Source organism: Mesonia mobilis DSM 19841 (assembly GCF_000423405.1).
GTDB classification, from domain to species: Bacteria; Bacteroidota; Bacteroidia; order Flavobacteriales; family Flavobacteriaceae; genus Mesonia; species Mesonia mobilis.
The window spans coordinates 362087-386227 of sequence record NZ_AUHX01000001.1 but is presented as its reverse complement, the minus strand read 5'-3'; the positions used below and the strand labels follow the sequence as shown (position 1 = coordinate 386227).

The window sequence follows — 24141 nt, the reverse complement described above, 5'->3', positions numbered from 1 at the left end:
TTTTATAAAATTGAAAATTTATCAAAAATTTGGCCACTAACTATTTCATTATGAAAACGTATAAGTATTTATTTATTGCTTTCACTTTTTTATTTCTTGCAGGAGGTTTTTCTTCGATGGCAAAAAATGAACCTCCTACCAAACAATTTGTCGTAGTCTTAGACGCCGGTCATGGTGGTAAAGATTCTGGCAATAGCTGGCATGGGTTTTATGAAAAGCACATTGCTTTAGATATTGCTTTAAAAGTAGGGAAGGAGTTAGAAAAAAATAAAAACATAAAGGTAATCTATACGCGTAAAACCGATGTATTTATTCCTTTACATAAAAGAGCAGACATTGCAAATGAAGCTGAAGCCGATCTATTTGTAAGTGTTCATTGTAATGGTCATGACTCTAACGCGCACGGTACAGAAACCTTTGTGTTAGGTTTACACCGTAGTAAAGATAACTTAGAAGTGGCGATGAAGGAGAACTCGGTAATTTATCTGGAAGATGATTATAAGGTTTCTTATGGTAACTTCGATCCTAAAGATCCTTCGTCGTATATCGGGATGACGCTAATGCAAGAAGAATATTTAGACCAAAGTATTTTATTGGCAGATTTTATTCAGAAAGAATATACCGGAACCTTAAAACGTGTTGATCGCGGCGTAAAACAAGCCGGTTTTTTAGTACTGCGCGAAACCTTTATGCCAAGCGTACTCACTGAAGTTGGTTTTTTAAGCTACAAACCAGAAGGTTCTTATTTAAATTCTAACAAAGGAAAATTGAATATCGCCGCCTCTATACAAGAAGGTATCGAAGATTATATTAATAGTATCAATATGCATTCGCTAGAGGTGGATAATATTCCGATCCCGCAAGAAACGGTCGAAAATGCTTCCACAGCTTCAGAAGTATATGACGGTATTAAGTTTAAAGTGCAATTAGCAGCCGGTTCAACAGCTATCGAAACTAAATCTTATAATTTTAAAGGTTTAGAAGGAGTTTCTAGAAATAAAGAAGGGAATCTATATAAGTATTACTACGGAAGTACTTCAGATTATATCGCTATTCAAAATAAACAACGCGAAGCCAAACAGACCGGATATAAAAATTGTTATATTGTTGCTTTTAAAGGAGATAAAAAGATTAGCGTTAATGAGGCGTTAAAAAGTAAGACGAAATAAAACTGCTTTTCTATTTTTAATCCTTAAATTTGCTAATAACCAAAATTTACACTTTTGAAATTAACCAACGAAGTTAAAACTGCATTACTTGCCATTGTTGCTATTGTACTCTTAGTATTTGGCTATAGTTTCTTAAAAGGAAACAATCTTTTAGATAATAACAGAAATTTCTTTGCTGTTTATAACGATGTAGAAGGATTAGCAGTTTCTTCTCCTGTAACAATTAACGGTTTGCAGGTAGGAACGGTGACCGATATCGATTTTCTTGACGGTAAAGGAAGAATTTTGGTGACGATGAATGTTCAGAATGACTTTCAGTTTTCAAAAGATAGTAAAGCCAGAATTTATGGAGGAGATTTAATTGGTGGTAAATCGATGGCAATTATTCCCGATTATCAAGGTGAAAATGCTAAATCTGGCGACACCTTAGTAGGTGATATTGATGAAGGTTTATTAGAATTAGTGAACGATCGATTAAAACCTTTACAAGAAAAAATTGAAAATGCGGTAGTAAGTGCAGATTCTTTAATTACCAGCATTAATCAGGTGTTAGAACCTGAAACTAGAGATAACATCAAAGGTTCGATTGCGAATTTAAATGAAACCATGGCTTCGTTTAAAAGTGCAGCTAATAATTTAGACGGAATTTTACAAAAAAACTCAGGTAAATTAGATCGTACATTTACTAATTTAGATGAGTTATCTTCAAATTTAAACTCGTTTTCAGACACACTTTCTAAAGTAGAAGTTAATCGTTTAGTGGGAGAGTTTGAAGGTGTAATTAAAGATTTTAGAGGCATTGCTGACGGACTTAATAATGGAGAAGGAACAGCCGGTAAATTATTAAAAGACGATAAAGTTTACGATAATTTAGATCGTGCGACCAAACAGTTAGAAGAATTACTTCAAGACATTAAATTAAATCCTAAGCGATATGTACATTTCTCTGTATTTGGTAAAAATGCAGGAGAATATGAAGCGCCAAAAGATTCATTAAAATAAATCATATGCAATTGGTTTCTCAAATTCTATTTGTTATCATTCTTGTTTTTGGAGTGGGTTTCTTCACCAAGAACATTCAAAAGCTAATTAAATACATCAAGTTAGGGAAATCGGTCGATAGAAAAGATCAACCCAACGAGCGTTTTGCCAATATGGCAAGAGTAGCTTTAGGTCAATCTAAAATGGTAAAAAGACCCATCGCCGGTTTTTTACATATTTTGGTTTATGTAGGCTTCATTATTATAAATATTGAAGTTTTAGAAATCGTTATCGATGGTATTTTTGGTACTCATCGAATTTTTTCATTTTTAGGAGGTACTTACGATGTACTTATTGCTTCTTTTGAAGTTTTAGCACTATTGGTATTAGTAGGTGTGATCGTTTTCTGGATTAGAAGAAACGTAATTAAGCTGAAAAGATTCTGGGCAAACGAAATGAAAGGTTGGCCAAAAAACGATGCCAATTACATTCTTTACTTTGAAATGATCTTAATGGCTTTATTTTTATTAATGAATGCCGCAGATTATCAGTTACAAATGTTGGGAGCCGATCATTATGCAAGTGAAGCGGGTATTATGGGAGCTTTTCCTATAAGTCAGTTTCTCGTTCCTTTAATTGACGGATTAAGTGTTTCTACATTAATTATTGTTGAAAGAGCCGCGTGGTGGTTACATATTGTAGGAATCTTATTTTTTCTAAATTACCTATACTACTCTAAACACCTCCATATCTTATTAGCTTTTCCAAATACCTATTTCGCAAAATTAAAACCAAAAGGAGAAGTAGATAACTTAGAAGCGGTGACCAACGAAGTAAAATTAATGATGGATCCTAATGCAGATCCTTTTGCCGCTCCAGAAGCTTCTGAAGGAGAAGATGATGTACCTGCAAAATTTGGAGCCAGCGATGTACAAGACTTAAACTGGGTGCAATTACTAAATTCTTATACGTGTACAGAATGTGGTCGTTGTACTTCAGAATGTCCTGCCAATCAAACGGGTAAAAAACTTTCTCCGCGAAAAATTATGATGGATACGCGTGATCGTTTAGAAGAAGTTGGCAAGAACATTGAAAAAAATAAAGAATTTAAAGACGACGGTAAGCAATTACTGGGCGATTATATTACCAACGAAGAACTTTGGGCGTGTACCACTTGTAATGCTTGTACAGAAGCGTGCCCAATTGGTATCGATCCCTTGTCGATTATTTTAGATATGAGAAGATATTTGGTGATGGAACAAAGTGCTGCACCAAACGAATTAAATATTGCTATGGGTAATATTGAAAATAACGGCGCACCTTGGCCTTACAACCAGATGGATAGATTAAACTGGGCAAACGAAAATTAAAATATTTTGGAAGACAAAAACAAAGACTTAGACAATTTACTTAAAGATAAATCAGAAAACGGAGAACTTATAAGTCCTGTTCTTCCTAAAGAGGTTAAAAATTACCTGATCGATATCGACGGTACAATTACAGAAGACGTTCCTAACGAAGAGCCGGAACGTATGAAAACTTGCGCCCCTTTCGAAGATGCTTTGCATACCATTAATAAATGGTACGATAAAGGTCATCGCATTTGCTTCTTTACTTCTCGTACAGAAGAACATCGTGAGATCACAGAAAAGTGGTTAGACTATAGTGGTTTTAAATATCACAGTTTATTAATGGGTAAACCTAGAGGTGGTAATTATCATTGGATCGATAATCACTTGGTAAAAGCCACACGTTACAAAGGTAAGTTTACAGATCTAGTAGAAAAAAGTGTAAAAATTCAAGTGTTTAAAGATTAATTCTTTTCACTAAAAAATAAATTTTATGGCAGAAGCAATTAAAGTTCCTACAATGGCAGAATATATGGCAGAAGGCAAAAAGCCTGAAGTCTTATTTTGGGTAGGTTGCGCCGGTAGTTTCGACGATCGCGCAAAAAAAATCACCAAAGCTTTTGTAAAACTATTAAGCAAAGCCGGCGTTGAGTTTGCCGTTTTAGGTACCGAAGAAAGTTGTACCGGCGATCCTGCAAAACGTTCTGGTAACGAGTTTCTTTTTCAGATGCAAGCGGTTACAAATATTGAAGTATTAAACGGCTATGAGATTGAAAAAATCGTAACTGCTTGTCCGCACTGCTTTAATACCATAAAAAATGAATATCCCGAATTAGGCGGAAATTACCAGGTCATGCACCACACACAATTTTTAAAAAGCCTTTTAGAAGAAGGACGCTTAAAAGTTGAAGGTGGAAAATTTAAAGGAAAACGAATTACCTTTCACGATCCGTGTTATCTAGGAAGAGCCAATAACGAATATGAAGCACCGCGAGATCTACTAAGAAAACTAGAAGTTGAATTAGTTGAAATGCGTAAATGCAAATCTAACGGACTTTGTTGCGGAGCCGGTGGCGGACAAATGTTTAAAGAACCTGAAAAAGGAAATAAAGACGTTAACATCTTACGTACCGAGCAAGCTATCGAAACCAAACCGGAAGTAATTGCAGCCGGTTGCCCGTTTTGTAATACGATGATGACCGATGGCGTTAAAGGCAAAGACAAAGAAGGCCAAATTGAAGTAATGGATGTTGCTGAAATGATAGCCGACGCAGACGATTTATAAATTTTAATGTTGAAGAATACCGAATATGCTGATTGATTTTAAAGACTTACCTTCAGAAGCAAGAATCTGGATATATCAAGCCAACAGACCTTTTACCGAAGAAGAGTTAAAAGAAGTACAACCCGAAATAGAAAATTTCCTCACTGCTTGGACGGCGCATGGTTCAAGCTTAAAAGCAGGCTATCAAATGCCTTATAACCGCTTTATTGTTTTTGGTTTAGATCAAGAAATTACAGCGGCCAGTGGTTGTTCTATCGATGCTAGTGTTCATTTCATCCAGTCGTTGGAGAAAAAATACAACCTTAATTTATTAGATAAAATGAACGTTACTTTTAAACAAGGAGAATTTGTAGCGCATAAAGATTTAGCCGACTTTAAAAAGTTGGTAAAAAACAAATCTGTATCTGCTAATACCATTGTTTTTAATAACTTAGTAAACACTAAAGGAGAATTTACCCACGATTGGGAAGTGCCGCTTAAAGATAGTTGGCATAATCGTTTTCTTTAATCATAATTTTTTTCTGTTTTATGGCGTTATTCTTGAGTAATCAAGATAAAACCTTGTATATATAAATGAAAGTCAAACTTTTTTCTTATCTATTTTTTATAGTCAGTTTAGGTATTTTCGCTCAAGAAAGTCATCCTTTAAAAACAGAAGATTTCCGCGTTCAAAAAGCTTGGGTAGATAGTACGTATCAAGCCATGAATTTAGACCAGAAAATCGGTCAGTTGTTTATGGTCGATATTTTTTCGAGTAAAAGCAAGGCAGAAACAGATAAGATCAAAGAACTTATCAAAGAAAATTATATTGGCGGAATTATATTTTCGAAAGGCGGACCTATACGTCAAGCCAAACTCAATAACGAATATCAAGAACTCGCAAATGTTCCCTTATTAATCGGGATGGATGCAGAATGGGGATTAGCCATGCGTTTAGACTCGACCTATGCATTTCCTTGGAATATGACTTTGGGTGCGATAGAAGATAATCGACTCATTAAAAAAACGGGAGCTCAAATTGCTAAGCATTGTAAACGATTAGGCGTTCATATAAATTTTGCCCCGGTAGCCGATGTAAATAACAATCCAGACAATCCAATTATTGGAAATCGATCTTTTGGTGAAAACAAAATAAATGTAACCGAAAAAGCCATCGCTTTTATGCAAGGTATGCATAGTGAAGGTGTTTTATCTTCAGCAAAGCATTTTCCCGGTCACGGCGATACCGATGTCGATTCGCATAAATCCTTACCGAGTTTAGATTTTTCAAAAGAACGTTTAGACAGTTTAGAACTTTATCCGTTTAAGCGAATGATTGCTGAAGATGTTTCTAGCATAATGATCGGTCATTTAAATGTTCCGGCCTTAGAATCGAGAGTAAACTTTCCTTCTTCATTATCAAAACCAATTGTGACCGATTTACTTCAGGAAAAATTAAATTATAAAGGTTTAGTATTTACCGATGCTTTAAATATGCGTGGCGTTGCCGATTATGATGAACCCGGTGAAATCGATTTGGCAGCCTTTCAAGCAGGAAATGATATTTTATTGATTTCTGAAGATGTTCCCAAAGCTGCAGAAAAAATCAAGCAAGCCTATTTAGCAAACGAAATTTCTGAAGAACGCTTAGCAAAATCGGTTAAAAAAATTCTGTCTGCAAAATATAAAGTAGGCCTCAATAACTACCAACCGGTAGATACTAACTATTTAATTGAAGATCTAAACAGCCTTCATAACGATCTTTTGTATGAAGAATTAATGGAAAATGCCATCACCGTTATTAAAAATAACAAGGGCGTTTTACCGGTGCGAGATTTACAAAAACAAAAAGTTGCTTATGTGAATTTAGGAGATAGTTTAACAGAAACCTCTTTTCTTCAGCAATTAAAAAAATATACAAAAGTCGACCACGTAAAAGCTGAACATTTAAATGATTTACTCACCAAACTAGAAGCTTATAACTTAGTCATTGTTGGTTATCATAAATCGAATAGTTCGCCTTGGGCATCGTACCAGTTTAGTGATAACGAGTTGGTTTGGTTACACGAGATCGCTAGAAAAAATACTACTATTTTAAGTGTTTTTGCTCGACCCTACGCGGTGTTGGATATCAAGTCGACTACCAATTTAGACGGAATTGTCTTAGGTTATCAAAATAGTCAGATTGCTCAAGAAAAAACCGCACAAGTTATTTTTGGAGCACTTCCTGCCATTGGTAAATTACCGGTAAGTTTAGGTGAAAATTTTCCGGTAGGTACAAAATTTACGACGCAAAACTTACATCGCTTGGCTTACGGAATGCCTGAGAGCGTTGGGATTAATTCAGCAAAATTGCATAAAATTGATTCGTTGGCGCAATTAGCGGTAGATGAAGAAATGACGCCGGGAGTACAAATGTTGGTAGCTAGAAGAGGTAAAGTAATTTATCAGAAAAATTTTGGATACCATACTTATGAAAAAGAATTACCGGTAACCGATTCTACGATTTACGACTTAGCTTCTCTAACAAAAATTATGGCAACCTTACCGTTAGTAATGGAGTTAGAAGAAATTGAAAAAATTGGTTTAGATACTAAACTAAAAGAAATTCTACCCGAAACAAAAGGATCTAATAAAGCTAATATAACACTCAAGGAAATGTTGAGTCATTATGCGCAATTAAAAGCTTGGATCCCTTTTTATACAGAAACACTTGCTGAAGATCGCACTCACGCTTCAGCTAAGTATTATCGTTCAGAAGCTTCAGATTTATTCAACGTTCCTGTAAGTGAGAAGTTTTATATGCGTAAAGATTACCAAGATTCTATTTATCAGCAAATTATAGACAGTGATCTTCGAACAAAAAAAGAATATAAATACAGTGACCTTCCGTATTATTTATTAAAAAGATTTATTGAATATTATTACGAGCGACCGCTAAGCGAATTAACGCAACAGCATTTTTATGAACATTTAGGAGCCAATTATTTAGGTTATTTACCAACAGAAAAATATCCGCTCGATCAAATTGCTCCAACCGAAGTTGATGATTATTGGCGCTTTAATAAAATACAAGGGACGGTACACGACCAAGGCGCAGCGATGTTTGGTGGTGTTGGTGGTCACGCCGGTATTTTTAGTAATGCTAATGATGTTGCAAAAATGATGCAGATGTATTTAAATAAAGGTCGTTACGGTGGCGTAAAATATTTTAAGCCAGAAACGATCGATAAGTTTAACACCTGTTATTATTGTGATAAAGAAGTAAGAAGAGGCGTTGGTTTCGATAAACCGCAGTTAGATGAAGTTGGTCCTACTTGTGGTTGCGTTTCAATGACAAGCTTTGGGCATAGTGGTTTTACAGGAACTTTTGCCTGGGCAGATCCTGAAGAAGAAGTCGTTTATATTTTCTTGTCGAATCGTACATATCCGTTTGCTTCTAATCGAAAATTAATTTCAGAAGACATAAGAACCAAGATTCAAGAGCTTATTTATGAATCGATTATGTATTAAAATTTCATCTTCATTTAAATTTCAGCTTATTTAAAACCATAAAACCGTAATTTTGAGTATTGAATTGCGACAAATGTTAACAAGCGTTTTAAACTAAGACACATGAAAATAGGGATTGTATGTTATCCTACCTTTGGCGGAAGTGGAGTAGTAGCTACCGAGCTGGGAATGGCACTTTCAAAAAGAGGACATGAGATACATTTTATTACATATAAACAACCGGTGAGGCTCGAGCAGCTTTCTTCAAATATTTATTACCACGAAGTAAATGTACCGGAATATCCTCTATTTCATTATCAACCTTACGAATTAGCACTTTCAAGCAAATTAGTAGATACGATTAAGCTTTATGGCATCGATCTATTGCACGTGCATTATGCAATTCCACATGCGTATGCAGGTTATATGGCTAAAAAAATGTTACGAGAAGAAGGTATCGATATCCCGATGGTTACTACTCTGCACGGGACCGATATTACTTTAGTAGGAAACCATCCTTTTTATAAACCGGCGGTAACCTTTAGCATTAATAAAAGTGATGTGGTGACTTCAGTTTCTCAAAGTTTAAAAGATGATACGCTGAAGTTTTTCGATATTAAAAATGAAATTCAGGTCATCCCTAATTTTATCGATATATCTAAACGCGATAATCCGTTTACCGAATGTCAACGTGGTTTAATGGCAGAAGATGATGAAAAAATTGTCACGCACATTAGTAACTTTAGAAAAGTGAAGCGTATCGACGATGTGGTAAAGATTTTCTATAAAATTCAAAAAGAAATGAAAGCCAAACTCATTATGGTTGGTGAAGGTCCTGAAGTTTCTACCGCAAAACAATTAGTGAATGAATTAGGGATTGCTAAACGTGTGATGTTTTTAGGGGAAAGTAACGAGATCAATAAAATTCTTTGTTTTTCAGACTTATTTTTATTGCCTTCAGAAACCGAAAGTTTTGGGTTGGCAGCTTTAGAAGCGATGATTAACGGTGTTCCTGTAATTTCTTCAAACGCCGGTGGTTTGCCGGAAGTAAATAAAGATGGTTTCTCGGGTTATTTAAGCGAAGTGGGTGATGTAGAACATATGGCTAAAAATGCTTTAGCGATTTTAAAAGATAAAGAAACGCTTCAACAGTTTAAAAATAACGCAAAAGAAATGGCTTCTAAATTCGATATTAATGCTATTGTTCCTCTTTATGAAAAAGTTTACGAAAAAGCTTTACAGCCTGTAAAATAGAATGTCATTTCAGAAAAATAAAAAAGTCCGACTAAATCTTAGTCGGACTTTTTATTTATAATACTCTTTCAGCTTAAAATTGATACCTCACTCCAATGGCAAAATCCGGAACAAAATCATCAATTACTTCATAGTCAGAAAAACCAATTTCCGGTCTTAAATCGGCAAAAACCTGTAAAGGGATATCAAAACTATATTCTATTCCCACATTTCCGGCAACATATAAAAATGCTCCATCATCGTGACCGTGATTTTCTGGGTGGTGATCGTGGTTATCATCTACGATCCCTAAACCAGCACCGGCGCCGGCATACCAATTAAAACCACCTTCAATATTCCAAACCCATTGGTATAAAGCGGTTGTTTTAACCAAGTCGAAATGAGAATCGTTACGCCAACCTAAATCAAATTCTAAACGATTATTATCGGTTCCCACTTTTCTTTGGTAAGAAATTTCAGCTCCAACACCATTAGCGCCACCCAAACGAAGCCCTAAAGCATTGTCTGCAATTTCTTGTGCCTGCATGGTAAAAAACGTTCCTACTATAAAAATAGAAGTAAAAAATAACTTTTTCATAATTTGCTTTTTTGTTTCTAAAACAAATATATATCCTTTGGAATCTGCCGTAAATAGGGGCTTCGCCAAAAGTTTGTTAATCTTACTTAACAAAAGTTAAATTAACAAACCAACACAATAATTTGTAAAATTGTACTTTAGTAAAAAATTCTTTTGAAAGAGAAACTTCAAGATTTAGCCAAAAACCTTCAGGGAGAATTCTATAGTGATGCGTTGCTGAAAGCTCTTTACGCTACCGATGCTTCTGTATATCGAGAACTTCCGTTAGCGGTCGCTTTACCCAAAACAACAGAAGATCTTCAACAGCTCATTAATTTTGCATCAAAGCATAACACGAGTTTAATTCCGAGAGCAGCGGGGACTTCGTTAGCCGGGCAATGTGTGGGTGATGGGATCGTGGTCGATATTTCTAAGAACTTTACCGAAATTCTTCATTTAAATGAAAAAGAAAAAACAGTTAGACTTCAGCCTGGCGTTATTCGAGATGATCTAAATAGATATCTCGAACCTTTCAGCTTGTTTTTCGCTCCTAATACATCCACTTCTAATCGCTGTATGATTGGCGGTATGGCCGGTAACAATTCTAGCGGAACCACTTCAATTAAATACGGAGTTACCCGTGATAAAATTATCGCGATGAAATGTTTACTTTCTGATGGGAGTGAAGTTACTTTTGAAGCTATTACTCTGGAAGAATTTCAAAAGAAATGCATACAACAGGATTTAGAAGGATATATTTATCGGGAACTTTATGAATTATTGAAGCCGAAAGAAGTTCAGGAAGAAATACATCGGCAATTTCCTAAGGGAGATATTCACCGCAGAAACACCGGTTATGCGATCGACGAATTAATTACTACAGAAGTTTTTTCTGAAGCTACCGGAAAATTAAATATCTGTAAACTATTAGCCGGAAGCGAAGGGACTTTAGCTTTTACCACAGAACTCACCTTACAATTAGACGATTTACCTCCCAAACATTCTGCTTTGGTCGCTGCACATTTTAAGTCGATTGAAGATTGTTTGGCAGCCGTAGAACCAGTGATGGCACGTTCATTATTCACTTGTGAAATGATGGATAAAACCATTTTAGATTGCACGAAAAACAATTTAAAATATAAAGACAATCGTTTTTTTATAGCAGAAGATCCGCAAGCGATTTTAATGCTAGAAGTACGCGATCATCATCAAAAAGATTTAGAAGTTCAGTTACAAGCGCTTTTAAATGCATTAGAAGAACATACAAAAAGCTATGCAAATCCTGTATTAACCGGAGAACATATCGAAATGGCGATCGAGCTTCGAAAAGCCGGACTCGGTTTGCTGGGTAATATGGATGGCGATGAAAAAGCTGTTGCTTGTATTGAAGACACGGCGGTAAGTATTCCGCATTTGGCCAATTACATCAACGAGTTTACGGCGATCATGAAAAACTTCGGACAGCGAGCTGTTTATTATGCACACGCCGGTGCGGGAGAATTGCATTTGCGACCCATCTTGAATTTAAAAGTGAGTAAAGACGTAAAACTTTTTAAAGAAATTACTCATGCAGTAGCCCAATTAGTGAAGAAATATAATGGGTCATTAAGTGGGGAACACGGTGATGGAAGAGTGCGAGCAGAATTTATTGAAGAAATGGTGGGCAAAAAGAATTACCAGCTTTTTGTAGAAGTGAAGAAAATTTTTGATCCGCAACATATTTTTAATCCCGGTAAAATTGTTTTTGCAGCTCCGATGGAAACTTCATTGCGTTACCAACCCGATCGGCAAGAACCTGAAATTACTACTTTTCAGGATTTTTCAGATTCAAACGGAATCCTTAGAGCCATTGAAAAATGTAACGGAACTGGAGATTGCCGAAAAAGTGTGGAAGCCGGCGGAACGATGTGCCCAAGCTATCGCGCCACCAAAAATGAAAAAGACACTACGCGTGGTCGTGCTAATGTGCTTCGAGAGTTTTTAACGCAAAGTGATCGACCCAATAAATTTAATCATCAAGAAATTAAAGAAGTACTCGATTTATGCATTAGTTGTAAAGGTTGTAAAAGCGAATGCCCGTCGAATGTAGATATGGCAACGTATAAAGCAGAGTTTTTATACCAATATCAAAAAGAAAACGGATTCAGTTTTAGAAATAAACTCTTTGCGAATAATAATAAAGCTAATCTATTCGGTGCTAAATTTTCAGGAATCACCAATAGCTTATTTACCCATAAAATTTCTAGCGGAATTATCAAAAAAATGATAGGTGTCGCTCCAGAACGTTCGTTACCAAAAGTGGCTAAAAAGAGTTTACGACAGTTAATTGATACAGGAAAGATTCAATTAATTCCGCAGAAAAAAATAGGGCAAGTTTATTTATTTATAGATGAATTTACCAATTTACTTGATACCAATATTGGGATCGATGCAATCGAATTATTGGTAGGTTTAGGTTATGAAGTAAAAGTCGTTGCTCACGAAGAAAGTGGCAGAAGCTATATTTCTAAAGGTTTTCTGGAAGAAGCGAAAGTATTAGCAAATAAGAATATTGAAGTTTTTAAAGATATAGTTTCTGAAGAAATTCCGTTGATCGGGATCGAACCTTCCGCTATTTTATCTTTTCGGGATGAATATTTGCGTTTAGCTGAAGATAGGGAAGAAGCTTCCGCATTAGCGAGAAAGACGTTTTTAATTGAAGAATTTCTTTCCGCAGAAATAGAAAAAGGAAAAATTACTTCAGCACAATTCAGCAGTGAAAAGAAAAACATTAAAATTCACGCACATTGTCATCAAAAAGCAATGTCTAACGTAAAACATACTTTTGACTTATTGAACTTACCTGAAAATTTTAAGGTGACCATTATTCCGTCTGGTTGTTGTGGGATGGCCGGTAGTTTTGGTTATGAAAAGCAGCATTACGAGATCAGTATGCAAATTGGAGAGCAAACACTTTTTCCGGCAGTGAGAAAAGCAGAAAAGAATACCATTATCGTAGCTAACGGTACAAGTTGCCGGCATCAAATTAAAGACGGGACACAAAAAAATGCTCACCATCCGGTAAGCATTTTAAAAGATTTCTTATTAAAGTAAAACTTTAATTATTCTTCAACAATAGTATATGATTCAATTGTTTGTGAATAATTTACACTGTAATCAGGTATTTCTGGAACAGTTGGTAAATTGATAGCTTCAAAATTATAATTTATAGCAGTTTCACTGTAGATCATTCCTACATTATCTGCATAGTAATTGGTTATTTGTATAGCTTCTTGACTATCTAAAACCGGAATAGTGATTCCTGAAAAATTTGCATTAATCTCTATAGTTACAATAATATCAGCGCTAAAAACATCTTCAAAACTCATTTCATTTGTCGTATAGCTTTCGAGAAAATCTCCTTGAAAAGTTTCTAAATCATATTCAAAAGTAAAGGGAATGTCTGTTCCTTGAACAGGGATTGACTGTGTAAAACTGTTATCTAAATCTGCAGTTAATGTATTCCCTGTATTCGCATCTGCATCAAACATAATTACATTAACTAACGGTATCGTTAAATTTTCAGCATCGGGAATACCCATTTCAGATAGGTTAATCGATAATTCGCCATTATAAATTAATTGATTGTCTGCAGCGGTTAATTCACCATTAGTAAGTATTCCGGTCACAAAACCTTGCTGTAAAGGAGGCAGATTCGATGTTAGGCTATAATAAGTTACACCTTGAGCTTCATTACTTGAAGCAACACTTATCGTTTCTTGAGAATTATCGAAAGTCCCATCTTCATAAGCTGTTTCATTATTATAGGTCCAAGAATTTCCTACGGTTAAAGGGAAATGATTAGAAACCACTTCTTCAGTATCGTTACTGCTGTCATCACTAGAGCAACTAACCAATGTAGTTACTAAAATTAAAAGGAAAAATAATCTAAATTTCTTCATTGCTTGGGTTTTGCAACAAATATACTATTTATTTTTTATCGATTTTTCGAAGTGATAGTAATTGCGGCAACCAAGTTTTGCATTTCTTTAAAATCTTGTTCTTCACTAACTTCGGGTTCATACTCTTCTTTGTTGAAGTGTTTTAAATCCCAGCGACCTTTATGGTATTCTAGCGAAGTTAAATTTTCAACCCAATCTCCCGAATTTAAATAAAGACAAGTCCCGAATTTGTTGACTTTTCGAACCATTTGCGGTTGATGTATATGTCCGCAAACCACATATTTATATTCATTTTCTATGGCAAGGTCCGATGCTACTTGCTCAAAATCTTGAATATGTTTAACAGCCTTTTTGACTCCGTTTTTTATTTTTTTAGAGAGTGAAAATTTCTCCCGATGCATACGCGTTAAGCACCAATTCACAAAACGATTGATAAGAATAAGAATATCATAACCCCAACCGCCAAGCTTTGCCAACCACCGAGCATTTTGGATAGAAGCATCGAAAACATCACCGTGAAAAAACCAAGCTTTTTTACCATCGAGTTCTAAAACCAATTTATCGACCAGCGAAATTCTGCCCATTTCTACATCTGTAAACTTCCGAAGTAAATCGTCATGATTACCGGTAATGTAAGTAACTTCGGTACCTTTAGCAGACAGGTCGATAATTTTTTTAATGACCTCTAGATGAGATTTTGGAAAGTAACGCTTTCTAAACTGCCAAATATCAACAATATCTCCGTTTAGGATTAGTTTTTTGGGCTTAATGCTATTTAAATAAAGAAGTAACTCTTTCGCGTGGCAACCAAAAGTCCCCAAATGCACATCTGAAATTACTACTAAATCAACCTTTCTCTTTTTCACTCGTATAGCATCTTTTCTTGCCAACAAAGAAATAAAAGATGAAAGAGAATTATATTAATTACATATTAAGCAATGTTGAATTAATTATTACACTTTAATCTTGAATATTAAATTAATTGAATGTCCTCGAAACTTTTAAATTTCTTTTGAAAAATTTACATTTGTTGAAAATCACACTATGGCAGGAAATTCCTTCGGAACAATATTTAAAGTAACCACTTTTGGTGAATCTCACGGAAAAGCGATCGGAGGAATTATTGATGGCTGTCCGTCTGGCGTTGAAATCGATCTGGAAGCCATTCAAAATGAATTAAATAGACGTAAACCTGGACAATCTAGAATCGTTACTCAACGAAAAGAACCGGATACCGTAGAATTTTTATCAGGAATTTTTGAGGGTAAAACTACCGGAACTTCGATTGGTTTCGTCATTGAAAACACCAATCAAAAATCTAAAGATTATGGGCATATTAAAGATGTTTACCGACCAAGTCACGCCGATTATACCTACGATCAAAAATACGGAAACCGTGATTATCGCGGCGGAGGAAGAAGTTCTGCTCGCGAAACAGCTTGCCGAGTAGTGGCAGGAGCCGTTGCGAAACAATTCTTAACATCTATTCAGTTTCAGGCCTATGTTTCTTCCGTAGGGAAAATTCAACTAGAAGAAACCGATGCTATCGATTTTGCTGAAATTGAAAAAAATCCTGTTCGTTGCCCGAATGCTGAAAAAGCTTCGGAAATGGAAACCTATATCAAACAGATTCGAAAAGAAGGAGATACCGTTGGTGGTGTCGTTTCTTGCGTGATTAAAAATGTTCCTGTAGGATTGGGAGAACCGGTTTTTGATAAACTTCACGCTCAATTAGGGAAAGCCATGCTGTCGATTAATGCAGTAAAAGGGTTTGAATACGGAAGTGGTTTTGAAGGCGCTCAAATGAGAGGTAGTGAACATAACGACCATTTTAATGAAGACGGAAGTACCAAAACCAATTTTAGCGGTGGCGTACAAGGCGGAATTTCTAACGGAATGGATATTCATTTTAAAGTAGCTTTTAAACCGGTGGCTACCTTGATGCAAAAACAGGAAACCATTAATAGCCAAGGTGAAAAAGTAGAAATGGAAGGTAAAGGTCGTCACGATCCTTGCGTCGTTCCTAGAGCTGTACCCATCGTAGAAGCGATGGCAGCACTAGTGATCGCCGATTTTTTATTAATCAACAGAACAACAAAAGCATAAATAATATAGATGAAGAAACTCGCATTACATTGGCAAATATTATTAGGAATGGCGTTAGGGGTAGTTTTTGCCCTCATTATGACCAACTTTTCTTGGGGAGCAGATTTTATTGAAGATTGGATCAAACCTTTTGGAACCATCTTTATTAACGCCCTTAAATTAATTGCAGTTCCGTTAATATTAGCTTCGTTAATTAAAGGAGTTTCCGATTTAAAAGATATTTCTCAGCTTTCTAAAATGGGTTTCCGAACCATTGGAACTTATATACTCACCACGATCATCGCTGTTTCTATCGGCTTAGTCGTCGTGAATTTAATAAAACCGGGTTCTACCATCACAGAAGAAACACGAGCTGAATTAGTTGAAAGTTATGGTGGTGATGCCGAATTAAAACGCCAAGATGCTGAAAAACAAAAAGAAGCCGGACCTTTACAAGCCTTAGTTGATATTGTGCCGAGTAACATTGTAGGCGCAGCAGGAAGTAATGCCAATATGTTACAGGTAATATTCTTTGCGATTTTCTTCGGAATCGGACTCATTTTAATTCCTGAAGAACAGGCAGAACCGGTAAAAAAGTTTTTTGATGGTTTTAATGAAGTCATCTTAAAGATGATCGATATCATCATGCTTACCGCTCCGTTTGGAGTGTTTGCGCTTCTAGCGGCATTAGTAGTAGAAGCACCAAGCGCCGATTTATTTGCCGCCTTAGGAATGTACGCCTTGTGTGTTATTGGAGGTTTGTTATTAATGATCGGGGTTTATACATTATTGGTTTGGGTGTTTACCAAAAAAACTCCTTCATTTTTTATTAACGGTATTTCTCCTGCACAATTGTTAGCTTTTTCTACGAGTTCAAGTGCAGCGACATTACCGGTGACAATGGAACGAGTAGAAGAGCATTTAGGTGTCGAAAAAGAAGTTTCAAGTTTTGTATTACCGATTGGTGCCACGATCAATATGGATGGTACTAGTCTTTACCAAGCCGTTGCTGCGGTATTTATTGCCCAAGCTTTTGGAATGGACTTAGATTTTGGAACACAGTTGGGAATTATTGCTACCGCAACCTTAGCTTCGATCGGTTCTGCAGCGGTTCCCGGAGCAGGAATGGTAATGTTGGTCATTGTATTGGCACAAGCCGGAATTCCGGAAGCGGGATTGGCCTTGATCTTTGCGATCGATCGACCCTTAGATATGTGTAGAACCACGGTAAATGTTACCGGAGATGCTTCGGTTTCAATGTTAGTGGCAAAATCTGTCGGTAAACTTCGCGAAGTTCCCTTAGTAAAAAACTGGAACGATAATTATAAAAAGTAATTCAATTATCAATAAGAACGTCACCCTGAACTTGATTCAGGGTCACATCTTTATGAGTTTTTTTTAATTTTTTTCTAATGTTAGGAGTTGTTATCTTTAGAAAAATCATATGAAACATCTCGACTCTGCTCGATGTGACAATTAGAAAAAAGCAAGTCTAAATTTCATTTCAAATGATGATGAGATTCCGGGTCAAGCCCGGAATGACGTTGGCATAAGAAATCATTCAATTTAAAATTACTCTAAAAATTTCGCTTTAAGTTCTGGAGTAGGGATGCGGCAATGATCTTCTTTCCCGAACCATTTATACCGATTTTTGGCGATTACATCGTAAACCATATTTCTAAAACCTTCCGGTAGAAATAGAAAATAACTCAATAATTTGTAACCACCCGATAGATGCTTGGCAATTTGCAAGGCTGCCGTCGATTTAATGTAATAAGCAGTTCCCGGATCGATTAGAATCATCGAATCGATTTCAGAAGTATCGATCCCACGTTCTTGGGTAAGTTGCTGCCCAATTTCACTTTGTAAGGAAGCATAGCGAAATATATCTTTTTTATCGTGATCAATAATAATATTGATGGCGTTATTGCACAGATTGCAAACACCATCGAATAATATTATTTTTTTATGTTTTGGGAGTTCCTGCATTATTTTTTAGCGCGTTGCACCAGTTCTAATTTACTTAAATCGGCCTCGGTGGTAAACATTCCGTAATTGATGATTGCTTTTCCTTTTTCAATTTTATCGATCGTTCCTACCGAGCGACTATCTTCTAAACGTACACGGTCATTCACTTTAAAAGAGACGATTTTCTTTTCTTCCGCTTTCTTTTCTTCTTCAACTTGTTTTTTCTTCTCTTCTTGCTTCTTTACACGAATCACCTGAATTTTCTTTTCAGCTTCTTGTTTTATTTTTTGCTCTTGCTTTTTCTTGGCTTCTTTTTTCTTTTTCGATTCTTTTTTACGCTTCGAATTTTCGATCGCTACCAATTTTAAAAACTCGCCAATTAAAGCTTTTTTATTATTGTTGTTGAAGAATTTCTCACTTAGATCATCTATTTTTTGACCTAAGAAAATCATACGTTGATTACTGTCGTATAACTCTTGAAAACCTTCCAATTTTTGCTGAACTTTCGCATTAATTTCATCTAAACGTCGTTGTTCTTCCGCAGCTTTTTCTTCTTTTTCTTTTAAGCTCGAAGTGGTTTTAGATAGCTTAGAACGTTCTTGTTGTAATTTGGCAATACTTTTATCGAATCTAATTTTACCGCGTTCTACTTTCTTTTTAGAGCGGTTAATTAAGCTATACGGGATTCCGTTTTTCTGAGCGACCTCAAAGGTGAAAGAGCTTCCGGCTTCTCCTAAATGTAGTTTGTAAACCGGCTCTAAAGTTTTAGAATCAAACAACATATTAGCATTTGAAATCGCTTCGGTTTCCTGCGCCATTTTCTTCAAATTGGCGTAATGCGTTGTGATAATTCCGTAGCTGTTTTTCTCGTAAAAAACTTCTAAGAAGGTTTCTGCTAAAGCACCACCCAATTCTGGATCACTTCCGGTCCCAAATTCATCGATTAAAAAGAGGGTTTTGTCATCACATTTCCGAAGAAAATGTTTCATATTCTTTAAACGGTACGAGTAGGTACTTAAGTGATTTTCAATGCTTTGATTGTCACCAATATCGGTTAAAACTTTCATAAAAAAGCACATTCTGCTATATTCGTGAACGGGAACTAACATTCCGCTTTGCAACATCACCTGCAAAAGACCAACGGTTTTTAGAGTAATACTTTTTCCGCCGGCATTCGGACCAGAAATTACAATAATCCTGTTATCAGGCATTAACGAAATATCTTGCGGATGCGTTGTTTTGTTAGAATTTTTATTGGTTAAATAGAGGAGTGGGTGATAAGCTTCTTTTAACTCCAACTCCCTAGATTTTGTGATTTTAGGTAAAACCGCATTTAATTTTTTAGCATAGGTCACTTTTGCCGCGATCACATCGATCTCGCTTAATAATTCTTGGTATTGAATTAATAACGGGCGAGCCGGTCGAATATATTCGGTAAGCTCTTTTAGAATGCGTTTTACTTCTTGCTTTTCTTCATACTGAAGGTTATTTAATTCTCGGGCATGTTGCAAAGTTGCTTCCGGCTGAATGTAAACAATGCTTCCGGTTTTAGAGCTTCCTAAAATAGAACCTTTTACCTTACGACGATGCATAGCTGTTACCGCCAATACCCGAATATTTTCTACGACGGTTTCTTTAATTTCATCTAAATATCCGGCGCTGTGGTATTTGGAAAGCGCACTGGAAAAGCTCGAATTAATTTGTCCGCGTACTAAATTAATCGCTCTTCGTGTTTTTTGAAGTAGCGGCGAAGCATCATCTTTAATTTCTCCAAAATGATTAATGATCTCATCGATTTTCTCTACCAAATGTTTGGTAAATTCTACTTCATCGGTAGTTTGGTAAAGGCTTGGGTAAATCTCTTTATATTTTCTGAAATATAAGATCTGCGCATTTACCGTATTAGAAATGGACTGAATTTTACGAATGCCCGCAACTTCTAAAATACTTTCTTCAATATTTAGAAATTTAATTTCGTTATCGATCGCATCAAAACCGTGATTAGGAATGCGGGTTTCCTGAAGTTCTGAAGATTTATATTCGTTGGTTTGATGTAAAGAAAATAAAATTTCTGAGGCTTTCTGAAAAGGCTGAATTTGTAAGCATTTTTCACGGCCGAGATCAGTGACACAAAATTCACTTATTTGTTGGCAAACCGTCGGAAATTCTAAGTCTTTTAAAGTCTTTTCTGTTATTTTTATCATAGCAATTTTCTACATTCGTAGCGACGCAAATTTAAAGAATATTTTATGAAGGTAAACATAGATGAAAGCTGGAAAAAGCATTTAAATGAAGAATTTGACAAAGCCTATTTTAAAGATTTGGTCGAATTTGTAAAAAATGAATACCAAAACCATACGTGTTACCCAAAAGGCCAAGATATTTTTGCAGCTTTTGATCATTGTAAATTTGATGAATTAAAAGTGGTAATTATTGGTCAAGATCCTTACCACGGAATAGATCAAGCGAACGGTTTATGCTTTTCTGTAAAAGATCATATTGCGATGCCACCTTCATTAATTAATATTTTCAAAGAAATTGAGCAAGATCTTGGAAAGCCATTTCCTAAAACCGGAAATTTAGAGCGTTGGGCAAAGCAAGGCGTATTATTACTGAATGCCACCCTAACGGTTAGAGCACATGAAGCTGCGAGTCATCAAGGTAAAGGTTGGGAGCAATTTACCGATCAGGTAATTTCTACGATTTCATCAGAAAAAGAAAATGTTGTTTTTCTACTTTGGGGAGGTTTTGCAAAGAAAAAAGCTAAGCTCATTGATAAAAATAAGCATCATATTTTAACTTCCGGGCATCCTTCACCTTTAAGTGCAAACAGAGGCTATTGGTTTGGGAATAAACATTTTAGCAAAACCAATGCGTTTTTAACTACGAAGCATCTTGAAGCTGTGGAGTGGTAACCGATCGTTGCGTATTTACTTTTCTTACTTCTTCTTCATAAGTAGCACGCTTATGTTTAGGCGCGCTTGTGTCTTCCACTTTATTCCTACTAAAAATAAAGATTAAAACATTTAGAAGTAGTAAACATCCTAAGATGATAAGAAAGGTTAGCATATATTCGTTTTACTGGTTCTACAAGGTAGACGCAATAATAACGAAATGGTTGCGTATTTATTTTAGAAAAAATTAAGAATTTGCTACAAAGTTCTTAAAAGGGAGCTTTTTCTCGATGAGATTTAAATCAAATAACTGATTTTGAGTTTCTTCGATGGTTTCTTTTTTAATTTGCTGTTGTCCCCATTCTGTCTTTTCTAACCACAAAGCAATATCTTCTTCTTTTTGCTGGTATTCTTCCGCTAAAATCTCGGCTAAATTTTCAATATTTTTAAAATCTTCGGTAATCGTATTTAAAACAGAAAGTAATTTTTCAATCGCTGAAGAATTCACATTTAGGTAATCTTCTGTAGAAGCAATGACAAAACACGGCCAAGGACTCGGGCAATCGCCAACTCTTCTAAAGGTGCCGTCATCGACTAAAGGTTTGGTGGTAAAATGCTCCCACATAAAATATTGCGCATCATCATTGGGTAAAGCTTCAATAGCACCGGAAAGATCATTCACGACTTCAAAATCTAATTCTTGCGTATTCCAACCTTGATTTTTAGCGTTAACATAAGCTAACAGGTGCGAACCTGAACCATAACGGCTAATAGCGGCTTTGGTATGTTCTAAATCTGAAATTGACTTATATTGAGAATTAGCAGCAACGTGAATACCCCAAATTAACGGACTAGAGATATAGTTTTGTAAAATTTTGAAGTTACTACCTTCGATAATTTCTTTCACAATACCTTCTGTAAGCATAATAGCAATATCGATCTCATTATTTTTTAAGGCTTCACTTAGTTCTCCGGTTCCGCCATAAAAATCGATCCATTCTACTTCGATGCCTTCTTTTTCAAAAAGCTGTTCTCTAATGGCAATATGCCAAGGGTAATTAAAATGCTCTGGTACGCCACCAACGGTAATCTTCGTCATTAAGAATGTTTTTTCTGTAAATACTTATAAATTTCATATTGAGAACGAATAGGCTTTTTTTCATCGTGAGCTACATATTCATTTTTCCCGGTATAGTCTTGGACTCTCGCTTTTACGTTATCGTTTAATTGAAGTTGTAAAATTTCTTTTAATTCTTGCTTGATGTCTTCATCAAAAATAGGTGCCAAAACTTCGATTCGACGGTTTAAATTTCGGTTCATCCAATCGGCACTGCCCATAAAGATACGTTCTTCGCCGCCATTATGAAAAATATATATTCTTCCATGTTCTAAAAATCGATCTAAAATACTGGTAATATAAATATGCTCACTTAAATCTTTTACACCGGCGATCAAACAAGTAAATCCACGAACTAACAATCGAATTTTAACGCCGCTCTTATTGGCACGATACAACAGATCAATAATTTCTTCATCTTCTAAACTATTCATTTTAGCAGTGATCTTCGCCTCACGACCCGCTTCAGCTTCATCAATCTCGTGGAGAATCATTTGGGTGAATTCTCTTCGGGTTTCAAAAGGAGAAACTAATAAGTTTTTTGCTCGGGGAATAATTAATTCACCTTCTAAAACTTTAAAAACCCGGTCGAGTTCTTTAGTAATTTTTTTATGGGCGGTAAATAAGGCGTGATCACAGTACAACTTACTGGTTTCTGCATTAAAATTACCGGTACCAATATAAGCATATTTTACGCTTTCTCCGGCTTCGATTCTATCGATTAAAAAGATCTTGGAGTGGACTTTAATTTTGGGATAACTGTAAATAACATTGGCTCCTTTTTCTTCAAATTTTCTTCCCCAAGTAATGTTATTTTCTTCATCGAAACGTGCTTTTGCTTCAATAAAAACGGTTACTTCTTTTCCTTTTTCTAAAGCTTTTAGCAACGAACTGGTTAAAGCAGACTCATCGGCAACACGATATAAAGAAATCTTGATCGAAACAACATCGTTATCTTCAGCTGCTTGTTCTATTAAATTTTCTACGTACGAAAAAGACATATAGGGGAAATGCAGTAATTGGTCTTTATCTTTAATTAACTTAAAATAATCGCTTGTTGCTTCAAAATTTTTATGTGGAATAGGAGTGAGGTCTTCGTATTTTAAATCTGAATTATCTGTAGGATCGGGAAAGGAGAAAAAATCACTAAAATTATGATATTTCCCGCCCGGCATCATATCAATTTTTCCTAAACCTAAATGCTTTCGAAGTTTCTTCTGAAGTTCTTTGGGCATTTCTGCATCGTACAACAAACGTGTAGGTTGCCCGTCGGTACGTTGTTCTAGCGATTCATAAATCTTTTCCGCTAACACTCCGTTAAATTGATCGTCGATATACAATTCAGCATCACGAGACATTTTTACTTGGTAAATACCGGCGACTTTTCGCTTCGGAAAAACTTCATGAATTTCTGCACGAATAATATCATCAATAAAACTGATGAAATGCTCTTTACCTTCATTTTTAAGCTCGATAAACCTACCGACTTGTTCTACCGGAATATTAACGACACCGGCTTCTTCACAATTTTCAAAAGTGATAAAAAAATAGATGGTGTTATTTTCTAAAAATAACTGATTTTTCTTCTCAAAATCGACCAACTGTGGCTCAAGATGTTCTTTGATTTTATCTTGATAAATAAGTTTAGCCTGAACGAATTGATCTTTCGAGAAATCTTGATGTTGAATAAGATGAATATGATGTTCAGCAAGCTCCGGTAAAATTTCATCTTTAAAAATCTGACCGAATTGAATTTGTTGCTCTTTAACTTCTTTGATGATTTGCTTTACCTTTTTATTAGGTTTTAGCGCAAGTTTTTTACGAAGACTTTTCTTGATTTTTTTTATTTGGCGCAGTTGAGAAACACGAACCCGATAATATTCATCTAAATTCGAAGAGAAAATGGCCAGAAATTTTAAGCGTTCTAATACAGGATTGCTTTTATCGGCGGCTTCTTGCAATACCCGTTCATTAAAATTAAGCCAGTCTAAATCTCTATGCTGAAACCTTTCGTCTTGCGTTTCTGTCATCAAATAAATTTTTGCTAAAACTACAAATTAGCGGGCTTAGC

20 protein-coding genes are annotated in these 24141 nt (G+C 35.6%); 12 read left to right on the top strand and 8 right to left on the bottom strand.

Translation table 11 applies throughout. The features are described 5' to 3' along the window. Nucleotides 1-50 precede the first annotated feature (50 nt). The 8 genes from G551_RS0101710 to bshA all read left to right on the top strand — a co-directional run bounded on the left by G551_RS0101710 (nucleotide 51) and on the right by bshA (nucleotide 9509). On the top strand, nucleotides 51-1169 hold the full coding sequence (locus tag G551_RS0101710) for an N-acetylmuramoyl-L-alanine amidase family protein (protein WP_027883942.1): 1119 nt from the start codon (nucleotides 51-53) through the stop codon (nucleotides 1167-1169). 54 nt (nucleotides 1170-1223) lie between these two features. After that, nucleotides 1224-2171 (top strand): MlaD family protein, encoded by a 948-nt coding sequence (locus G551_RS0101705; protein WP_027883941.1) that lies wholly within the window; start codon nucleotides 1224-1226, stop codon nucleotides 2169-2171. Between the two features lie 5 nt (nucleotides 2172-2176). Then, nucleotides 2177-3520: a (Fe-S)-binding protein gene (locus G551_RS0101700; RefSeq protein WP_027883940.1), complete on the top strand. Its 1344-nt coding sequence runs from the start codon at nucleotides 2177-2179 to the stop codon at nucleotides 3518-3520. A 6-nt stretch (nucleotides 3521-3526) separates the two neighbouring features. After that, a complete protein-coding gene (locus G551_RS0101695) occupies nucleotides 3527-3967 on the top strand; it encodes an LNS2 domain-containing protein (protein WP_036243085.1) in 441 nt (146 codons plus the stop codon). 25 nt (nucleotides 3968-3992) lie between these two features. Then, nucleotides 3993-4784: a (Fe-S)-binding protein gene (locus tag G551_RS0101690; protein ID WP_027883938.1), complete on the top strand. Its 792-nt coding sequence runs from the start codon at nucleotides 3993-3995 to the stop codon at nucleotides 4782-4784. Nucleotides 4785-4809: 25 nt separating this feature from the next. Then, nucleotides 4810-5292 (top strand): hypothetical protein, encoded by a 483-nt coding sequence (locus G551_RS0101685; protein ID WP_027883937.1) that lies wholly within the window; start codon nucleotides 4810-4812, stop codon nucleotides 5290-5292. A gap of 65 nt (nucleotides 5293-5357) precedes the next feature. Next, nucleotides 5358-8276, top strand: coding sequence for a glycoside hydrolase family 3 N-terminal domain-containing protein (locus tag G551_RS0101680; protein ID WP_027883936.1), 2919 nt, complete (start codon nucleotides 5358-5360; stop codon nucleotides 8274-8276). Between the two features lie 102 nt (nucleotides 8277-8378). Next, nucleotides 8379-9509 (top strand): N-acetyl-alpha-D-glucosaminyl L-malate synthase BshA, encoded by a 1131-nt coding sequence (bshA, locus tag G551_RS0101675; RefSeq protein WP_027883935.1) that lies wholly within the window; start codon nucleotides 8379-8381, stop codon nucleotides 9507-9509. A gap of 73 nt (nucleotides 9510-9582) precedes the next feature. Here bshA and G551_RS0101670 read toward each other — a convergent pair whose 3' ends face one another. Next, nucleotides 9583-10086 carry a hypothetical protein gene (locus G551_RS0101670; RefSeq protein WP_027883934.1) on the bottom strand — a complete coding sequence of 168 codons (504 nt, stop codon included), beginning with the start codon at nucleotides 10084-10086 and terminating at the stop codon, nucleotides 9583-9585. A 153-nt stretch (nucleotides 10087-10239) separates the two neighbouring features. On the opposite strand from G551_RS0101670, the gene G551_RS0101665 reads away from it, so the two are divergent. Next, complete coding sequence (locus G551_RS0101665; RefSeq protein WP_027883933.1) at nucleotides 10240-13158, top strand: FAD-binding and (Fe-S)-binding domain-containing protein; 2919 nt, start codon at nucleotides 10240-10242, stop codon at nucleotides 13156-13158. 8 nt (nucleotides 13159-13166) lie between these two features. On the opposite strand, the gene G551_RS0101660 is transcribed toward G551_RS0101665, so the two are convergent. Both G551_RS0101660 and G551_RS0101655 read right to left on the bottom strand, forming a co-directional pair. Continuing rightward, nucleotides 13167-14006, bottom strand: a complete 840-nt coding sequence (locus G551_RS0101660) for a hypothetical protein (protein ID WP_027883932.1) — start codon at nucleotides 14004-14006, stop codon at nucleotides 13167-13169. 35 nt (nucleotides 14007-14041) lie between these two features. Then, a complete protein-coding gene (locus G551_RS0101655) occupies nucleotides 14042-14872 on the bottom strand; it encodes a UDP-2,3-diacylglucosamine diphosphatase (protein ID WP_027883931.1) in 831 nt (276 codons plus the stop codon). Nucleotides 14873-15050: 178 nt separating this feature from the next. On the opposite strand from G551_RS0101655, the gene aroC reads away from it, so the two are divergent. Beyond that, nucleotides 15051-16112 carry a chorismate synthase gene (gene aroC, locus G551_RS0101650; protein WP_027883930.1) on the top strand — a complete coding sequence of 354 codons (1062 nt, stop codon included), beginning with the start codon at nucleotides 15051-15053 and terminating at the stop codon, nucleotides 16110-16112. Between the two features lie 9 nt (nucleotides 16113-16121). Next, on the top strand, nucleotides 16122-17426 hold the full coding sequence (locus G551_RS0101645) for a dicarboxylate/amino acid:cation symporter (protein WP_027883929.1): 1305 nt from the start codon (nucleotides 16122-16124) through the stop codon (nucleotides 17424-17426). A 237-nt stretch (nucleotides 17427-17663) separates the two neighbouring features. On the opposite strand, the gene G551_RS0101635 is transcribed toward G551_RS0101645, so the two are convergent. Further along, nucleotides 17664-18080 carry a thiol-disulfide oxidoreductase DCC family protein gene (locus G551_RS0101635; RefSeq protein ID WP_027883928.1) on the bottom strand — a complete coding sequence of 139 codons (417 nt, stop codon included), beginning with the start codon at nucleotides 18078-18080 and terminating at the stop codon, nucleotides 17664-17666. Continuing rightward, nucleotides 18080-20263 carry an endonuclease MutS2 gene (locus G551_RS0101630; protein WP_027883927.1) on the bottom strand — a complete coding sequence of 728 codons (2184 nt, stop codon included), beginning with the start codon at nucleotides 20261-20263 and terminating at the stop codon, nucleotides 18080-18082. The genes G551_RS0101635 and G551_RS0101630 overlap by 1 nt, the downstream gene beginning before the upstream one ends. Nucleotides 20264-20308: 45 nt before the next feature. Between G551_RS0101630 and G551_RS0101625 the strand changes: the two genes are divergently transcribed. Continuing rightward, nucleotides 20309-20974 carry a uracil-DNA glycosylase gene (locus G551_RS0101625; RefSeq protein WP_027883926.1) on the top strand — a complete coding sequence of 222 codons (666 nt, stop codon included), beginning with the start codon at nucleotides 20309-20311 and terminating at the stop codon, nucleotides 20972-20974. Here G551_RS0101625 and G551_RS16520 read toward each other — a convergent pair. From G551_RS16520 to ppk1, 3 genes are all read right to left on the bottom strand, one after another. Further along, entirely contained in the window at nucleotides 20943-21128 is a 186-nt protein-coding gene (locus G551_RS16520) for a hypothetical protein (RefSeq protein ID WP_156876732.1), read from the bottom strand. The genes G551_RS0101625 and G551_RS16520 overlap by 32 nt on opposite strands. Nucleotides 21129-21200: 72 nt before the next feature. Continuing rightward, the gene (locus G551_RS0101620; RefSeq protein WP_027883925.1) at nucleotides 21201-22052 is read right to left on the bottom strand and encodes a substrate-binding domain-containing protein; all 852 of its coding nucleotides are present in this window, start codon (nucleotides 22050-22052) and stop codon (nucleotides 21201-21203) included. Then, entirely contained in the window at nucleotides 22052-24100 is a 2049-nt protein-coding gene (ppk1, locus tag G551_RS0101615) for a polyphosphate kinase 1 (protein ID WP_027883924.1), read from the bottom strand. Before ppk1 ends, G551_RS0101620 begins: the two co-directional genes overlap by 1 nt. Nucleotides 24101-24141: the final 41 nt, after the last annotated feature.

Bases quoted from the DNA above. Each gene is read 5' to 3' on its own strand.
- G551_RS0101670 (WP_027883934.1), bottom strand. From the start codon at position 10,086: ATGAAAAAGTTATTTTTTACTTCTATTTTTATAGTAGGAACGTTTTTT.
- ppk1 (WP_027883924.1), bottom strand. From the start codon at position 24,100: ATGACAGAAACGCAAGACGAAAGGTTTCAGCATAGAGATTTAGACTGG.
- G551_RS0101620 (WP_027883925.1), bottom strand. From the start codon at position 22,052: ATGACGAAGATTACCGTTGGTGGCGTACCAGAGCATTTTAATTACCCT.
- G551_RS0101645 (WP_027883929.1), top strand. From the start codon at position 16,122: ATGAAGAAACTCGCATTACATTGGCAAATATTATTAGGAATGGCGTTA.
- G551_RS0101630 (WP_027883927.1), bottom strand. From the start codon at position 20,263: ATGATAAAAATAACAGAAAAGACTTTAAAAGACTTAGAATTTCCGACG.
- G551_RS0101625 (WP_027883926.1), top strand. From the start codon at position 20,309: ATGAAGGTAAACATAGATGAAAGCTGGAAAAAGCATTTAAATGAAGAA.
- G551_RS16520 (WP_156876732.1), bottom strand. From the start codon at position 21,128: ATGCTAACCTTTCTTATCATCTTAGGATGTTTACTACTTCTAAATGTT.
- G551_RS0101635 (WP_027883928.1), bottom strand. From the start codon at position 18,080: ATGCAGGAACTCCCAAAACATAAAAAAATAATATTATTCGATGGTGTT.
- bshA (WP_027883935.1), top strand. From the start codon at position 8,379: ATGAAAATAGGGATTGTATGTTATCCTACCTTTGGCGGAAGTGGAGTA.
- G551_RS0101700 (WP_027883940.1), top strand. From the start codon at position 2,177: ATGCAATTGGTTTCTCAAATTCTATTTGTTATCATTCTTGTTTTTGGA.
- G551_RS0101685 (WP_027883937.1), top strand. From the start codon at position 4,810: ATGCTGATTGATTTTAAAGACTTACCTTCAGAAGCAAGAATCTGGATA.
- aroC (WP_027883930.1), top strand. From the start codon at position 15,051: ATGGCAGGAAATTCCTTCGGAACAATATTTAAAGTAACCACTTTTGGT.
- G551_RS0101690 (WP_027883938.1), top strand. From the start codon at position 3,993: ATGGCAGAAGCAATTAAAGTTCCTACAATGGCAGAATATATGGCAGAA.
- G551_RS0101660 (WP_027883932.1), bottom strand. From the start codon at position 14,006: ATGAAGAAATTTAGATTATTTTTCCTTTTAATTTTAGTAACTACATTG.
- G551_RS0101710 (WP_027883942.1), top strand. From the start codon at position 51: ATGAAAACGTATAAGTATTTATTTATTGCTTTCACTTTTTTATTTCTT.
- G551_RS0101680 (WP_027883936.1), top strand. From the start codon at position 5,358: ATGAAAGTCAAACTTTTTTCTTATCTATTTTTTATAGTCAGTTTAGGT.